Origin of the sequence: Streptomyces tailanensis (genome assembly GCF_008386495.1) — a bacterium.
Taxonomy (GTDB): domain Bacteria; phylum Actinomycetota; class Actinomycetes; order Streptomycetales; family Streptomycetaceae; genus Streptomyces; species Streptomyces tailanensis.
Window position 1 is genome coordinate 82,332 of record NZ_VTHJ01000035.1, and the last position, 13,869, is coordinate 96,200.

Annotated in this window: 16 protein-coding genes; 3 read left to right on the top strand and 13 right to left on the bottom strand. The window is 70.3% G+C overall.

The window, feature by feature from the left end:
* Positions 1-107: 107 nt before the first annotated feature.
* The 8 genes from F3T56_RS26595 to F3T56_RS26630 form a co-directional block, all read right to left on the bottom strand.
* Entirely contained in the window at positions 108-1,343 is a 1,236-nt protein-coding gene (locus tag F3T56_RS26595; RefSeq protein WP_149827905.1) for a sulfate adenylyltransferase subunit 1, read from the bottom strand.
* A gap of 8 nt (positions 1,344-1,351) precedes the next feature.
* A complete protein-coding gene (gene cysD, locus F3T56_RS26600) occupies positions 1,352-2,254 on the bottom strand; it encodes a sulfate adenylyltransferase subunit CysD (protein WP_149827882.1) in 903 nt (300 codons plus the stop codon).
* Complete coding sequence (gene cysC, locus F3T56_RS26605; RefSeq protein ID WP_149827883.1) at positions 2,251-2,805, bottom strand: adenylyl-sulfate kinase; 555 nt, start codon at positions 2,803-2,805, stop codon at positions 2,251-2,253. Before cysC ends, cysD begins: the two co-directional genes overlap by 4 nt.
* Positions 2,802-4,040, bottom strand: a complete 1,239-nt coding sequence (locus F3T56_RS26610) for a glycosyltransferase family 4 protein (RefSeq protein WP_149827884.1) — start codon at positions 4,038-4,040, stop codon at positions 2,802-2,804. Before F3T56_RS26610 ends, cysC begins: the two co-directional genes overlap by 4 nt.
* A complete protein-coding gene (locus F3T56_RS26615) occupies positions 4,037-4,456 on the bottom strand; it encodes a hypothetical protein (RefSeq protein ID WP_246203891.1) in 420 nt (139 codons plus the stop codon). The genes F3T56_RS26610 and F3T56_RS26615 overlap by 4 nt, the downstream gene beginning before the upstream one ends.
* Entirely contained in the window at positions 4,453-5,364 is a 912-nt protein-coding gene (locus F3T56_RS26620) for a sulfotransferase family protein (RefSeq protein WP_149827886.1), read from the bottom strand. The genes F3T56_RS26615 and F3T56_RS26620 overlap by 4 nt, the downstream gene beginning before the upstream one ends.
* Before the next feature lie 84 nt (positions 5,365-5,448).
* Entirely contained in the window at positions 5,449-6,327 is an 879-nt protein-coding gene (locus F3T56_RS26625; protein WP_149827887.1) for a PaaX family transcriptional regulator, read from the bottom strand.
* Positions 6,328-6,342: 15 nt separating this feature from the next.
* Complete coding sequence (locus tag F3T56_RS26630; protein WP_425473625.1) at positions 6,343-8,079, bottom strand: AMP-binding protein; 1,737 nt, start codon at positions 8,077-8,079, stop codon at positions 6,343-6,345.
* 51 nt (positions 8,080-8,130) lie between these two features.
* Here F3T56_RS26630 and F3T56_RS26635 point away from each other — a divergent pair, with 51 nt between their 5' ends.
* Both F3T56_RS26635 and F3T56_RS26640 read left to right on the top strand, forming a co-directional pair.
* Positions 8,131-9,270, top strand: coding sequence for an acyl-CoA dehydrogenase family protein (locus F3T56_RS26635; protein WP_149827889.1), 1,140 nt, complete (start codon positions 8,131-8,133; stop codon positions 9,268-9,270).
* Positions 9,267-9,665 carry a RidA family protein gene (locus tag F3T56_RS26640; protein WP_149827890.1) on the top strand — a complete coding sequence of 133 codons (399 nt, stop codon included), beginning with the start codon at positions 9,267-9,269 and terminating at the stop codon, positions 9,663-9,665. Before F3T56_RS26635 ends, F3T56_RS26640 begins: the two co-directional genes overlap by 4 nt.
* A 13-nt stretch (positions 9,666-9,678) precedes the next feature.
* Here the strand turns inward: F3T56_RS26640 and F3T56_RS26645 are convergent, their stop codons facing one another.
* The 4 genes from F3T56_RS26645 to F3T56_RS26660 form a co-directional block, all read right to left on the bottom strand.
* A complete protein-coding gene (locus tag F3T56_RS26645; protein ID WP_149827891.1) occupies positions 9,679-9,867 on the bottom strand; it encodes a DUF5999 family protein in 189 nt (62 codons plus the stop codon).
* Positions 9,868-10,095: 228 nt separating this feature from the next.
* Positions 10,096-10,908 (bottom strand): carbonic anhydrase, encoded by an 813-nt coding sequence (locus F3T56_RS26650; protein ID WP_149827892.1) that lies wholly within the window; start codon positions 10,906-10,908, stop codon positions 10,096-10,098.
* 223 nt (positions 10,909-11,131) lie between these two features.
* Positions 11,132-11,836: a class F sortase gene (locus F3T56_RS26655; protein ID WP_172639152.1), complete on the bottom strand. Its 705-nt coding sequence runs from the start codon at positions 11,834-11,836 to the stop codon at positions 11,132-11,134.
* Between the two features lie 145 nt (positions 11,837-11,981).
* Positions 11,982-12,518: a hypothetical protein gene (locus tag F3T56_RS26660; RefSeq protein ID WP_149827893.1), complete on the bottom strand. Its 537-nt coding sequence runs from the start codon at positions 12,516-12,518 to the stop codon at positions 11,982-11,984.
* 253 nt (positions 12,519-12,771) lie between these two features.
* Between F3T56_RS26660 and F3T56_RS26665 the strand changes: the two genes are divergently transcribed.
* Positions 12,772-12,996, top strand: a complete 225-nt coding sequence (locus F3T56_RS26665) for a heavy-metal-associated domain-containing protein (protein WP_149827894.1) — start codon at positions 12,772-12,774, stop codon at positions 12,994-12,996.
* A 254-nt stretch (positions 12,997-13,250) separates the two neighbouring features.
* Here the strand turns inward: F3T56_RS26665 and F3T56_RS26670 are convergent.
* Positions 13,251-13,869, bottom strand: a 619-nt coding sequence (locus F3T56_RS26670) for a DUF4142 domain-containing protein (protein ID WP_149827895.1), incomplete at its 5' end; no start/stop codon positions are given.

Consider the following 13,869-nt stretch of genomic DNA (forward strand, 5'->3'; position numbering starts at 1 on the left):
GCTGGGGCGATGGGGGAGGGTGGGCGCAGCGGCACCCGGCAAGCTGCCGGTGAGCGCACCCGACCCCCGCTCAGCAGGAAGCCGGGTGCCCTCGCACAGAAGGCGAGCTACACCAGCTCCACCATCCCCGCCGTAAGCGTCGCCCCATCCGCCGGGTCCACCAGGATGAACGCCCCGGTCCGCCGCACCTCCGCGTAGTCGTCCAACGCCAACGGCTCAGCCGTACGCAGCACAACCCGCCCCAGATCATTCGCGGCCAACGACTCGACCCCGCCCAGTTCCTTGACGATCGCCTTCACGGTCCGCGTCGTATGCCGGACCAGCACCCGGTCACCCACCCGCAACGGCCGCTCCGCCAGATGACAGACCGCCGCCCGCACATCCCGCGTCAACGTCGGCGGGCATGGCCCGGCCGTGATCATGTCGCCCCGCGACACATCCCGCTGATCCGACAGCCGCACGGTGATCGACTGTGGCGCGAACGCCACCTCCGCCGCCTCACCCAGCACATCGATCCCGACGATCTCGGAGGTCTCCCCGGACGGATGGACCGTCACCCGGTCACCGACCCGCAGCGCTCCGGACACCAACTGCCCCGCGTAGTAGCGCTCATCGCCGTGCCGGATCACATACTGCACGGGGAAGCGGGCCGGCGCGTCCGCGGCCTCGACACCCACCGGCACGGTCTCCAGGTACTGCAGCAGCGCGGGCCCGTCGTACCAGTCCATGTGCGCGGACCGGTCGACTACGTTGTCACCCACCAGCGCAGAGACCGGAATCGGAGTGAAGCCGGGCAGCCCCAGCTCCTCCGCGTGTCGGCCGAAGTCCTCGACGATCCGGATGAACTCCTTCTCCTCGTACCCGACGAGGTCCATCTTGTTGACGGCGAGGACCACGTGCGGCACGCGCAGCAGCGCGGCCACCGCCGCGTGCCGCAGCGTCTGTTCGACGACACCGTTGCGGGCGTCGACGAGGATGATGGCCAGCTCGGCGGTGGAGGCACCGGTCACCATGTTGCGGGTGTACTGCACATGGCCGGGTGTGTCGGCGAGGATGAACCGGCGGCGCGGGGTCGCGAAGTAGCGGTACGCCACGTCGATGGTGATGCCCTGCTCCCGCTCGGCCCGCAGACCGTCGGTCAGCAGCGCGAGATCGGGCGCGTCCTGGCCCCGGCTCGCCGACGCCCGCTCCACGGCCTCCAACTGGTCGGCGAGGACCGACTTGGAGTCGTGCAGCAGCCGCCCCACGAGCGTGGACTTGCCGTCGTCGACCGACCCGGCCGTGGCGAACCGCAGCGTGTCGATGGTGGTCATGCCCGTGCTGGTGGTGTCCGTGATGGTCATGCTCATGCTTAGAAGTACCCCTCGCGCTTACGGTCTTCCATCGCGGCCTCGGACAGCTTGTCGTCGGCGCGGGTCGCGCCCCGCTCGGTGAGCCGGGACGCGGCGATCTCGGCGATGACCTGGTCCAACGTCACGGCGTCCGAGTCGACGGCGCCCGTGCAGGACATGTCACCCACGGTCCGGTACCGCACCTGCCGCTTCTCGACCGTCTCGTTCTCGCGCGGCCCGCCCCACTCGCCGGCGGTCAGCCACATCCCGCCCCGCATGAACACCTCGCGGTGGTGGGCGAAGTAGATCTCGGGCAGCTCGATGCCCTCGCGGGCGATGTACTGCCAGACGTCCAGCTCGGTCCAGTTGGACAGCGGAAACACACGCACATGCTCCCCAGGCGCGTGGCGGCCGTTGTACAGCTGCCACAGCTCGGGCCGCTGCCGCCGCGGGTCCCACTGCGAGAACTCGTCCCGCAGCGAGAACACCCGCTCCTTGGCGCGGGCCTTCTCCTCGTCACGGCGGCCACCACCGAAGACGGCGTCGAACTTCTCCGACTGGATCTTCTCCGTCAACGGGACGGTCTGCAGAGGGTTCCTCGTCCCGTCGGGACGCTCGCGCAGCACCCCGCGGTCGATGTAGTCCTGCACGGACGCCACATGCAGCCGCAGACCGTGCTCGGCCACCGTACGGTCGCGGTACTCCAGCACCTCCGGGAAGTTGTGCCCGGTGTCCACGTGCAGCAGGGAGAAGGGGATCGCCGCGGGGGCGAAGGCCTTCAGCGCCAGGTGCAGCATGACGATGGAGTCCTTGCCGCCGGAGAAGAGGATCACCGGCCGCTCGAACTCGCCCGCCACCTCGCGGAAGATGTGGACGGCCTCGGACTCCAGCGCGTCCAGATGGGACAGGGTGTGGACGGTCATACGAGCAGACCCCGATCCGCCAGCAGGGCGTACACGGACGCCGCCGACTCCTCGGGCGTCTGGTCCTGCGTGGCGAGGACCAGCGCCGGGTCGGCCGGCGGCTCGTACGGGTCGTCGACACCGGTCAGGCCCTTGAGCTGGCCGGCGGCCTGACGGGCGTACAGGCCCTTCACATCGCGCTCGCTGCACACCTCGACCGGGGTGGCGACATGGACCTCGACGTACGGGGTGCCGCTCACGTCGTGCCGCTTGCGGACGGCCTCGCGGCTGTCGGCGTAGGGGGCGATGACGGGGACGACGGCGAGGACGCCGTTGCGGGCGAGGACCTCGGCGACCAGGCCGATGCGCTGCACATTGGTGTTGCGGTCCTCGCGGGAGAAGCCGAGGCCGGCGGAGAGGAAGCGACGGATCTCGTCGCCGTCGAGGACCTCCACGCGGTGCCCCTCGGACCGCAGCCGGCCGGCGAGTATGCGGGCGATCGTCGTCTTGCCCGCGCTCGGCAGGCCGGTGAGCCAGATCGTGGCTCCCTGGCCCTTGGACGAGGTGGTCATGCGTGTCCTTTCGCGGAGCCGGCCACGGCGGCGGTGCCGTGCCGTTGCTCGTGGAGGTCGGTGAACAGGGCTTCCCAGCGCGGGTGAACGGCGTCCGGGCCGTACGAGGCGGCCGTGAGTACCGCGGCCACCCCCATGTCGGCGCGCATCGCCTCGTCGGCCATGAGCTTCGCCATGGCGTCGGCCAGCGCGTCGGGGTCCTCCGGTGCCACCAGCAGACCGTCGACGCCGTGCGTCAGCACGTCCGCCGGGCCGGTCGGGCAGTCGAAGCTCACCACCGGAAGGGAGTGGCTCATCGCCTCGATCATCACCATCGGAAGTCCCTCGAACCGTGAGCTGAGCACGTAGAAGGACGCCTTGGCGAGTTCGTCGTCCAGACGGTCGGTGTGCCCCATGAGGAGAACGTGATTGTAGAGATGGTGGACGTCGATCAGGTTACGAAGTTCCGACTTCTTCTCGCCGCTGCCGTAAATCCTCAACTGCCATTCGGGGAACGACTCGACGAGCTTCGCCCAGGCCGGGATCAGCATGTCGAAGCCCTTCTGCGGGAAGAGCCGCCCGGCGGCCACCGCGATCTTCGACTTGGGGTCGGCGGCGACCTGGTCGAGGGAGTGCACGGCGTTCGGGATGCGGATGACCTCGGTGCCGGGCAGCAGTTCGGCGTACTCCTCGCGGTCGCGCTCGGTGAGTACGGCGACGGTGGCGAAGCGCGGGTACGTCTCCTGGATGCGCTTCTGCACGTCCTTCCGGTGCGTGCCGAGGTTCATGTGCTCCTGGGCGACGCGGATCACGCCGTTGGTGGCGTGGTCGGCGGAGAGGAAGTTCAGCGCCGGGCGGGTCGTCACCAGGATGCCGCTGGTCAGTGACTTCATGTACGCGATGAGCCGGTCCTCGACGTACCGGTTGAAGTAGCGGTAGCCGAACTCGCCCTTCGGGATGTGCAGCGCGGGCGTCTGAAGCAGTTCGTCGCGCTTGCGGTCGCGCCAGCGGGCGACGAGCCCGGACGGCGGGGTGTGGGCGCCCTCGCGCAGGTCGACGACCGTGGAGGCCTGAACCCGGTCGTCGAGCGGGAACTGGATGTCGTCGCGGCGGCGCACCGCGCTGACGATCTCCACGCTCCAGCCCGCCGCCACCAGGGAGTTGGCCTGGTTCATCACCGTGCGGATGGTGCCGCCGCGGCCATAGGCGTGCAGCAGCAGGTAGCGCACGTGGGGGAGGGGACGACGATCGGTCATGCGGAGCCTCCCGTACGGCACTCCAGAGACAGGTTGTCCTTGATCGTGTAGTAGGGGCGCACCCCGAGGTTCCCGACGTGCTGCTCCGGAAACACGTAGATCTTCTTCTTGCCGCGGATGTCGTCGAGATGCTTTCCGGCGCGCAGTTCGACGTGGCCGTCGGAGAGGTGGATGTCCCATTCCTCCACGGGGGCGTAGTCGGGCGCGGCGAGGTCGGCGACGGGCAGTTCGCTCTCGAAGCGGTCGCCCTTCAGGTCGGCGGCGTAGCGCAGCCGCCGGTCGGGGTGGGCGCGACGGGTGAGGACCAGCTCCCAGGAACCGGCGGTGTCACGGGCGGGCAGCCCGTGGATGCGGCCGACGAGTCTTATACGGCCGTCGCGCGGCCACACCTCGGCTATCTCTGCGTGCGCCTTCACTCGCTGTAGCCCCATGCCTGGCACATCGGCCGGAGGATCTCCGGGATGTCGTCCTCGGTGGGCAGCGTGCGCCCGGACTGCACCTGACCGGTCTTGATCTTGTCGCGCCAGTCGCCGAGGCCCTTGACGACCTGGGCGTCGTCCTTCTTGCCGTAGTCGAGCATCGCCGGCTCGAAGTCGATGGCGAGGAACTCGCAGAGCCGCCGCATCTCCTTCTCGGGGTCGGCGGTGATGTCCTCGTAGCGGACGGTATGTCCGGTGAGTCCTTTGCGGGCCTTGTCGACGGCCTTCATATAGCGCAACGCGTCGGCGGCGGCCTCGTCGTAGGTGCGCTTGTCGGGGTCGCCCTCGTGCCACGACTGGGCGATGGAGACGGGGTGGCGCAGCAGGAAGACGAAGCGGGCGTCGGGCCAGCAGTCCCGGATGCGCTCGTAGACGAAGGCGTTGCTCGGGGTCTTCTCGACGATGAAGTCCTTGCCCGATTTGACCAGTTCGCGGTGCATGACCCGGTCCCAGAGCAGATGCTCCAGGTCGCCGCGCTCCAGGTCGAGGGCGCTCATCGCCTTCTGCGACAGTTTGCTGCCGTAGCCGACCTCGAGCCTGCGTATGTGCAGCTCATGCGGAGAGTGCAGCCGCGAGTGAGCGTTCATCAGCATCCGCAGCAGGGTGGAGCCGGAGCGCACGGGAGACATGATGAAGACCGGCTGCCTCAGCAGCCGGTCGGTCGCGAGCTCCTCGGGAGCCGGACATCGGTACACCGCTGTGGGCTTCTTGGCGGCCGGCTTGGGCGCCGTGGCCTTGGGGTTCGCCGGCTTGGCCGGGGTGGCCGGGGTGGCCGGGGTGGCCTTGCGGACCTGTAGGCCGGTGGTGGCGGTGAGTGCCCGGTTCAAATTGCGCATGAGACTCATGCGTCAGGATGGTAGGTAAGGATTCTGAGAAGATTGAAGCAGAACCCTGAGGGTTCCCTGAGTGAACAAAATCGTTACAGAACTTTACGGTTCGGTGTCACCCTCGGTGTCTGATCCACTGCTCTCCACACCCTCTGTGCGCTTCACGGTCTCCACTCCCGCGAACACCGCCCCCGCGTCCCGCAACCGCGCGTGCAGGGCCCGGAAGACGGCCGCCGAGCGCACCCCCGGCCAGTTCGCCGGCAGCAGTTCGGCGGGCAGCCCGGGATCGACGTACGGCAGATGGCGCCAGGAGTCCAGGGCCAGCAGATAGTCGCGGTACGCCTCCTCGGGCGGGGTGTCCGCGCGGCGCTCCCACGCGTGCAGCACGGGCGCGTGCCGGTCGAGGAACGCCTCGTGCTGCTTGGCGATCCCGGCCAGGTCCCACCACCGCGACACCGCCTCGGCGGTCGCCGCGAACCCCAGGTGCTCACCCCGGAACAGGTCCACGTAGGGGTCGAGCCGCAGCCGGATGAGCGTGTGCCGGGTCTCCTCGTACAGCCGGGCGGGAGCGATCCACACTCCTGGCGCGGCCGTGCCGAAGCCGAGTCCGGCCAGCCGGGAGCGCAGCACGTGCCGCTTCTGCCGCTCCGACTCCGGTACGGAGAACACGGCCAGCGTCCAGCCCTCGTCCCGCTCCGGCGCCGTCGCGTAGATCCGCCGGTCGCCGTCGTCGAGGAGCTGCCGCGCGTCCTCCGACAGCGCGTACCCGGCCGCGCCGGTCGCCGTACGGGCGGGGAGCAGCAGTTCCCGGCGTTTGAGCCGGGACACCGACGACCGGACGGAGGGCGCGTCGACCCCCACCGCGGCGAGCAGCCGGATCAGCTCGGAGACGGGCACGGGGCCCGGCACCGAACGCCCGTAGGCGCCGTAGAAGGTGACGATGAGCGAACGTGGTGCGTGCTGTTCGGACACGTTGATCATTTTAGGTCTTCGGCATCACTGCTGGTCACCAGGGGTGCGTAGGCGGAACCGCTGAAGTTTTCCGGTCGCGGTGCGCGGCAGCGCGTCCACGAACAGGATCTCGCGCGGACACTTGTACGGCGCGAGCTCCGACTTGAGGAATGTGCGCAGGGCTTCGCGGTCCCGGGCCGCTCCCGCTGTGACGACCACGTGGGCGACGACGGCCTGACCGCGTGCCTCGTCCGGCCGTCCCACCACCGCCGCCTCGACCACGTCCGGATGCCGTAACAGGGCCTCCTCGACCTCCGGGCCCGCGATGTTGTACCCGGCCGAGATGATCATGTCGTCGGCGCGCGCGACATACCGGAAGTACCCGTCCGGCTCGCGGACATACGTGTCACCCGTGACGTTCCAGCCGCCCCGCACGTACTCCCGCTGCCGTGGATCCGCCAGATAGCGGCACCCCACCGGACCGCGCACGGCGAGCAACCCGTGCTGCCCGTCGGGCACCGGCTTCCCGTCGGCGTCCTGCACGCGCGCGTGCCACCCCGGTACGGGAACGCCCGTCGTCCCTGGCCTGATGGCGTCGTCGGCGGCGGAGATGAAGATGTGCAGCAGCTCGGTCGCGCCGATGCCGTTGATGATCCGCAGCCCCGTGCGCTCGTGCCAGCCCCGCCAGGTCGCCGCCGGCAGGTTCTCGCCCGCCGACACACACCGCCGGAGCGACGACACGTCGTGCCCGCCCAACCCGTTCAGCTCGCCGAGCATCGCCCGGTACGCCGTCGGCGCCGTGAACAGCACGGACACCCCGTGCCCGGCGATCGCCGGCAGCAGCTGCTTCGGGCCCGCCTGTTCGAGCAGCAGGGCGCTGGCCCCGGCCCGCATCGGGAAGACGACGAGACCGCCGAGCCCGAAGGTGAAGCCCAGCGGGGGAGACCCGGCGAAGACGTCGTCCGCGCGCGGCGCGAGCACGTGCTTCGAGAACGTGTCCGCGATGGCCAGCACGTCCCGGTGGAAGTGCACGCACCCCTTGGGCCGCCCGGTGGTCCCGGACGTGAACGCGATCAGCGCCACGTCGTCGGCCGCCGTCGCGACCGCCTCGAACGGCCCCTCGCTCACCGTCCGCCGGAGCAGATCGTCGGGCCCGTCCCCGCCGTACGTGGTGATCCTGAGTCCCGGCACCTCCGCCTTCACCAGGTCGTCCACGGACCGTACGTCGCACAGCGCGTGCGACACCCGCGCCAGTTCGCACACCGTCGCCAGCTCGTACGGCCGCTGCTGCGCGAGCACCGTCACCGCGACCGCCCCCGCCTTGAGCACCGCCAGCCAGCAGGCGGCCAGCCAGGGCGTGGTGGGCCCGCGCAGCAGCACCCGGTTGCCGGGGGCGACCCCGAGGGCGGTGGTGAGGGTGTGGGCGATGCGGTCGACCCGGGTGCCGAGTTCGCCGTACGTCCAGGTGTCCCCGGCGGGGGTGTGGAAGACCGGCCGTTCGGGGGCGGCCCCGGCGAGCAGTTCGGCGGCGGCGTTCAGTCGGGCGGGGTAGCGCAGTTCGGGGAGGTCGAAGGTGAGCTCGGGCCACTGGTCGGGAGGCGGGAGATGGTCCCGGGCGAAGGTGTCGACATGGGCGGTGACCCTGGAGTTCATGACGTTCGCCCCCTGCTGTGGTCCCGGTGGTGGTGGGCTCGCATGTCGCGTGGGCTCGCGTGCCTGGGTGGGCTCGCATGCCTGGGGTGGCTCGCTCAGCGAGCGTATCGCCTTGGTGACGGCAGTCAACAGTTCGCGATAACCTCGGAAGCGGCCCAATGAGGGGAGAGGGGACCGGCAATGACCGTATTCTCGCTCGAACCGGCACAACTCGCCTGGTGTGCCGAACTGCGCGCCTTGGCCGCCGAACGCCTGTGCCCGCTCGCCGAGAAGGGCGAGCCCGGCCACGTCAACCGCCCCCTGGTCGCCGAGCTGGGCCGACTGGGCCTGCTCTCCCGGCTGTTCACCTCGGGCGCGCTCGACCTCTGCCTGATGCGCGAGTCACTGGCCTATGTCTGCACGGAGGCCGAGACCGCACTCGCCCTCCAGGGCCTGGGCGCCCACCCGGTCCACGCCCACGGCACCGAGGCCCAGCGCGCCCGCTGGCTCCCCCGGGTGAGCAGCGGCCACGCGGTCGCGGCCTTCGCGCTCAGCGAGCCGGAAGCGGGCTCGGACGCGGCGGCGCTGTCCCTGCGCGCGGAACCCGACGGCACCGGCCGCTGGCGCCTCACCGGCGAGAAGTGCTGGATCTCCAACGCCCCCGAGGCCGACCTCTACACCGTCTTCGCCCGCACCACCCCGGGCGCGGGCGCCCGTGGCGTCACCGCCTTCCTGGTCCCGGCCGACCGCCCCGGCCTCACCGGCACCCCGCTCGACATGCTCTCCCCGCACCCCATCGGCGCCCTCGACTTCGACGCCGTACCCGTCACGGCCGACGACGTCCTCGGCGAACCCGACCGCGGTTTCCGCGTCGCCATGGGCACCCTCAACCTGTTCCGCCCCAGCGTCGGCGCCTTCGCGGTCGGCATGGCGCGGGCGGCGCTGGACGCGACGATCGCGCATACGGCTCAACGCGAGGCGTTCGACGGCAAGTTGAGGGACCTCCAGACGGTCGCCCACCAGGTGGCCGAGATGGCCATGCGCACGGAGGCCGCCCGCCTCATGGTCTACGCGGCGGCGACGGCGTACGACTCGGGCGCCCCGGACGTACCGGGGCGGGCCGCGATGGCGAAGCTGCTGGCCACGGAGACCGCGCAGTATGTCGTCGACGCGGCCGTACAGCTGCACGGTGCGCGGGCGTTGCGGCGCGGCCATCTGCTCGAACACCTCTACCGGGAGGTGCGGGCGCCGCGCATCTACGAGGGGGCGAGCGAGGTCCAACGGGCCGTCATCGCGAAGGAGTTGTACGCGCGCCACGCGGAGGAGGTGCCGTCCGTATGAGCACCGAGCGCGTCAACCCGGCCGAACTGTCGCCGCCCACCGGCTTCTCGCACGCGGTGGTCGCCACCGGCACCCGGGTCGTCTTCCTGGCGGGCCAGACCGCGCTCGACGGGGACGGCAAGGTCGTGGGCGAGACGCTGGAGGAGCAGTTCGAGCGGGCGCTCGGCAATCTGCTGACCGCCCTGGAGGCCGCCGGCGGCACACCGGCCGACCTCGCCCGCGTCACGGTCTACGCCACGGATGTCGCCGACTACCGCGTCCGGGCGCCTCAACTCGGCCGTATCTGGCGGAGATTGGCGGGACGGGACTATCCCGCGATGGCCGTGATCGGCGTCGTACGACTCTGGGACGAGCGGGCCCTCGTGGAACTCGACGGCTTCGCGGTCCTGCCGTAGCGCCGGGCCAGGGTCAGGCGGCGACGGCGAGGCGGCTCGGCGCGACGATGCTGCCGTCGGGAAGGATCTCACCGGTGTCGTCGAAGACGATCGCCCCGTTGCACAGCAGGTTCCAGCCCTGCTCGGGGTGGAAGGCGACGATGTGCGCGGCGTCGCGGGCGGGGCTGTCGTACGAAGGGCACTGGGGCTGGTGGGAACACATGGCGCACCTCCACGTCGTCGTGAGCGCCAGCGGCGAGTCACCGCCTCGCACTACAGACGATGCCCGCGCCCACAACTCCCCGACAAGCCGTACCGCCGAGACGTGACAGCACCCGGACGTGCTGTGACAGGACGCGGACACAACCACGCGCGCGGCGGTGATGCGAGGCGGCCCCGGTGAGTGCCCACCGGGGCCGCCTCTCCCTTGCAAGGGGCTACAGGGCGGCGCTTACTTGAGCAGATGCACGCGCTGGGTCGTCAGGTCGTAGCGGGCGCCGACGATGGCGACCTCGCCCGCCTTCACCTTGGCGGCGAGGTCGGGCTCGGCCGCGAGCTTGGAGCGGACGAGGCGGACGTTCGCGTCGATGGTCGCGGCGACCCGGGCGTCGCCCTCCACGCTGTGGTCGATCACCGGCTCGATCGCGTCGGCGATGTACTGGATGTGGGCGGGCAGTTCCTCACCCGTCTCCTCCGCCGAGACCGCCGCCTTCACGGCCCCGCAGGACTGGTGACCGAGCACCACGACCAGCGGGATGTCCAGTTCGAGCACGCCGTACGCGACGCTGCCGAGTACGGCCTCGTCCAGGACCTCGCCCGCGCTGCGCACGGTCATCAGGTCGCCGAGGCCCTGGTCGAAGACCAGCTCCGGGGGGACACGGGAGTCGATGCAGCCGAGGATGAGGGCGAAGGGCTGCTGACCGGTCGTCAGGGCCTTGCGGACCGCGGCGCCCTCGTGGGGGTGCTGCTGGTGCAGGGTCCGCCAGCGGCGGTTGCCCCTCGACAGTTCCGTCAGCGCCTCGTCGGGCGTGCTCGGCCGGGTGCGGGTGGCGGCCGAGGCGGAGGCGCGCGTGGTCCGGGTGACGGGCTCGGCGTCGGCGGGGAAGGTGCCGACCGCGATGCCGCCCCCGAGGACGGCGGTGCCGGCCAGCGCGGCGCGCAGGAGCGCGCGTCGGCCACGGGGCTTCGCGTGGGATATCGGGGCGTCGGCGGGGCCGGTCGCCTCGGCGCCGTCGCCTCTGGGTGGTGCTACGTCAGAGTTCACGGGAGGAACGTACGTCCGGCCCAAACGCTCAAACGTTCAAGTTGCGGAATCATGGATCAGCCTGGAGGAATCATGGCCGTTCCTTGATTCGTTCTTGGCCACCAGAAGAAGAGGTTTTGGCCAGCCGGTCCCCTGCTGTTCGCCTTACGCGTGGGGAGCGCTTTCTGTCCCCGTGTCCAGCCACGTTGTCGGCGCCGGCCCGGCGACGCGACAACCGCGCGGCTCAGGCCAGATGCCCGAAGACCACCAGGTTCTCGGTGTAGTCCTTGACCGTGCGGTCGTAGGCGCCCGCGCAGGTGATGAGGCGGATCTGGGCCTCAGGGGTGTCGGCGTACACGCGCTCGTCGGGGAAGTGGTCCTTCGCGAACGTCTCCACGCTGTCGACCACGAACGTCGGCCTGCGGCCGTCGGCCCGTACGACGTGGAAGACGTCGCCCTTCTCCAGCTCGCTCAGCTCCGCGAAGACGGCCGGAGACGTCGCCGTGTCGACGTGCCCGGCGACGATCGAGGTGCCCGTCTCCCCCGGAGAGGCTCCGTCGGCGTGCCAGCCGACGAGGTTAACGTCGTCGGAGGGCGGCGCTTCCAGTTCACCGGACCGGCCGATCTCCAGAGGGATGAACGGGGCGCTGACGCGGATCTTCGGGATGAGCAGCCGGATCGGCCGCGACGGCGGCAGATGCCTTCCCGCCGGGCGCTCGCCGGCCGAGGCCTCGGTCGATGCCTCGGTGGAGGCGTGGCCGGCCTGCGGGGCGTGCCGGGCGTGCGGCGGGCGCGCGCCGTCGGACGAGGAGTTCTCGCCGCCGAAGAGGCTCACCGCCAGGACCAGCAGGGCCACGGCGCACAGCACGGTCAGATTCAGACTCGTACGGGACTCACTGCGGTCCGGCACCGGATCGATGCCGCCGGGGGAAGAGGGACCGGCTGCCATCGGATACCACCTCGAAAAGGGTGTAAAGGGTAGAGGTCCAAAAAGGGCGTAAAGGGGGGAAGGGGGCGCGTCGACCGGGCCGCCACACGATGCACGGTGTGGCGACCGCGGCCGCTATCGCGCCCGGTATCGCGGAGAGCATGGCTCAGGCAGTGCTTCCGGCCGTCTTCTTGCGACGCAGCGCGTACATGCCGGTGCCGGCGACGGCCAGAACGGCCATCCCGCCCGCGGTCACGGCCGGAGAGGCGAGCGCGCCGCCACCCGTGTGCACCCCACCGCGCGGCTTGCCGTGCTCGTCCTTCCAGTACTCCTTCTCGTGGTCGTCCTTCTTCCAGGAGTCCTTCTCGTGGTCGCTGTACGAGTCGTTCTCCTTGTAACCGCCGCCCTCGTGCTTGCCGTGGTCGCTCTCGTACGCCTCCTTGCCGTGCTCGCGCTCCTTGTAGTTCTCCTCCTTGCTGTCGTGCCCGGAGTCCCACTCCTCCTCGTTGGGGATCGAGGTCAGGGCACCGCCACCCGCGTGAACGCCGCCACGGGGGCCGTCGTGCTTGTCCTTCTTGTCGTGCTCCTTGCTGTATCCGTTGTCCTCGTGCTTCCACTCGTCCCCGGCGTAGGCACCGGGGGCGGTGATGGCGAGGACGGCCGTGGCCGCCGCCGCAGCGAAGATCATGCGAGCAGAACGCATCTGATGGTCCTTCCGCCACGGCCGGGCAGCTGCTTTTTCGTCAGCTGACGTGACCCGGCCCTGACGTGATCCACCGTCAGTCGGTTTCCGCTCCGCCACCACTCAAGGCGCTCAGCCGGGTGAACAGTCCCCGTGCCGGAGGGCGTCGAGCCGGGGGTGTTGAACGCGGCGGAGCCCCCGGCCGTACCTTGCCAGGCGGCCCACCAGCCTCGATGGCTCAGTCGCGGGCCGACAGAGGACAGGAGCATCCGTCATGGCCGAGAAGTTCTTCACCGTGTCCGGCATGACCTGCGGCCACTGCGCCGCGAGCGTCACCGAAGAGGTGGTGGCCGTACCGGGCGTCACCGAGGTCGACGTCGACGTTCGCTCGGGCCTGGTGACCGTACGCGGGGACTCGGTCGACGACGCCGCCGTACGAGCGGCGATCACCGGCGCCGGCTACGAGGTCGCGGAAATCGTCCGCCAGGCGGCGGCCTGAACGGAACAACCCACTTCCTGTGAGCCGGTGTGTCGTGGTGGAGGGGGGCCTTGCCGGCGGTCGGCGTGTTGCCCTTGCCGCGTAACCGTGCCGGTGTCACTCCTGAGCGCCAGGCGACAGCCGACCGCCGGCTCGGCTCCCCGACCGCAATCATTGCATAATGCAAAATGCGACCGCCAGTGGTTCGCGCCATCCGATCCACGTTTCCTTGGTGCTTGCTCTGCTTCGCCTTGCCGGTCGCCGGTCGCCGGTCGCTACTTGGGGGCGGGGGCGACGGCCTTCTCGACCTCCTGGAAGGTCTCCGGGTCGACGAGGCCGGTGTCCTCCAGGACCTCCATGTGGTCCAGGACGGTCTGGTTGGCCTGACGGGCGTGACGGCGGATGAGGTCGTTCTGGGTGGCGGCACGGACCTCGCCGATGGTGGCGAAGATCTTCCCGTGCGAGGCGCGCAACACGTTGGCGAAGAGCCGGTCGAACTCCTCGCCCCGGGCGTTCTTCAACTGGCGGACCCACTCCTGCTGTTCCTCGGTCGCCTCGTTGGGCAGTTCGACACCGAGGATCTCCGCGTCCTCACGGACGAGCTGGTCGAGCTTGCTGTGACCGTCGATGAGATGGTGCCCGGCGCGTTTGACGGTCTCGCTGGTGGCATTGGTCTGGGCGAGTCGGCCGGCGGGGATCTCCCACAGCCCGGCCTGCCGCACCTTCACCAGGAAGTCACGGTCGACGTCCGTGACGGTCCGATTGTCCGTGCCCTGCTGGGCCGCCTGTCCGGCGGCACCCGCGCCGACGGCGTGTCCGCATTCGCCGAGGAGTCCGCACAAGGCCGCTTTAACTCGATCGTGTGATGGTCGGCTCGCGGGCTTGCGGTGCCCT

Excerpts from the sequence above, each read along its gene's own strand:
- F3T56_RS26640 (WP_149827890.1), top strand. The coding sequence starts at position 9,267 with ATGAGCACCGAGCGCGTCAACCCGGCCGAACTGTCGCCGCCCACCGGC.
- F3T56_RS26660 (WP_149827893.1), bottom strand. The coding sequence starts at position 12,518 with ATGCGTTCTGCTCGCATGATCTTCGCTGCGGCGGCGGCCACGGCCGTC.
- F3T56_RS26635 (WP_149827889.1), top strand. The coding sequence starts at position 8,131 with ATGACCGTATTCTCGCTCGAACCGGCACAACTCGCCTGGTGTGCCGAA.
- F3T56_RS26595 (WP_149827905.1), bottom strand. The coding sequence starts at position 1,343 with ATGACCATCACGGACACCACCAGCACGGGCATGACCACCATCGACACG.
- cysC (WP_149827883.1), bottom strand. The coding sequence starts at position 2,805 with ATGACCACCTCGTCCAAGGGCCAGGGAGCCACGATCTGGCTCACCGGC.
- F3T56_RS26645 (WP_149827891.1), bottom strand. The coding sequence starts at position 9,867 with ATGTGTTCCCACCAGCCCCAGTGCCCTTCGTACGACAGCCCCGCCCGC.
- cysD (WP_149827882.1), bottom strand. The coding sequence starts at position 2,254 with ATGACCGTCCACACCCTGTCCCATCTGGACGCGCTGGAGTCCGAGGCC.
- F3T56_RS26625 (WP_149827887.1), bottom strand. The coding sequence starts at position 6,327 with ATGATCAACGTGTCCGAACAGCACGCACCACGTTCGCTCATCGTCACC.
- F3T56_RS26655 (WP_172639152.1), bottom strand. The coding sequence starts at position 11,836 with ATGGCAGCCGGTCCCTCTTCCCCCGGCGGCATCGATCCGGTGCCGGAC.
- F3T56_RS26665 (WP_149827894.1), top strand. The coding sequence starts at position 12,772 with ATGGCCGAGAAGTTCTTCACCGTGTCCGGCATGACCTGCGGCCACTGC.
- F3T56_RS26620 (WP_149827886.1), bottom strand. The coding sequence starts at position 5,364 with ATGAGTCTCATGCGCAATTTGAACCGGGCACTCACCGCCACCACCGGC.
- F3T56_RS26610 (WP_149827884.1), bottom strand. The coding sequence starts at position 4,040 with ATGACCGATCGTCGTCCCCTCCCCCACGTGCGCTACCTGCTGCTGCAC.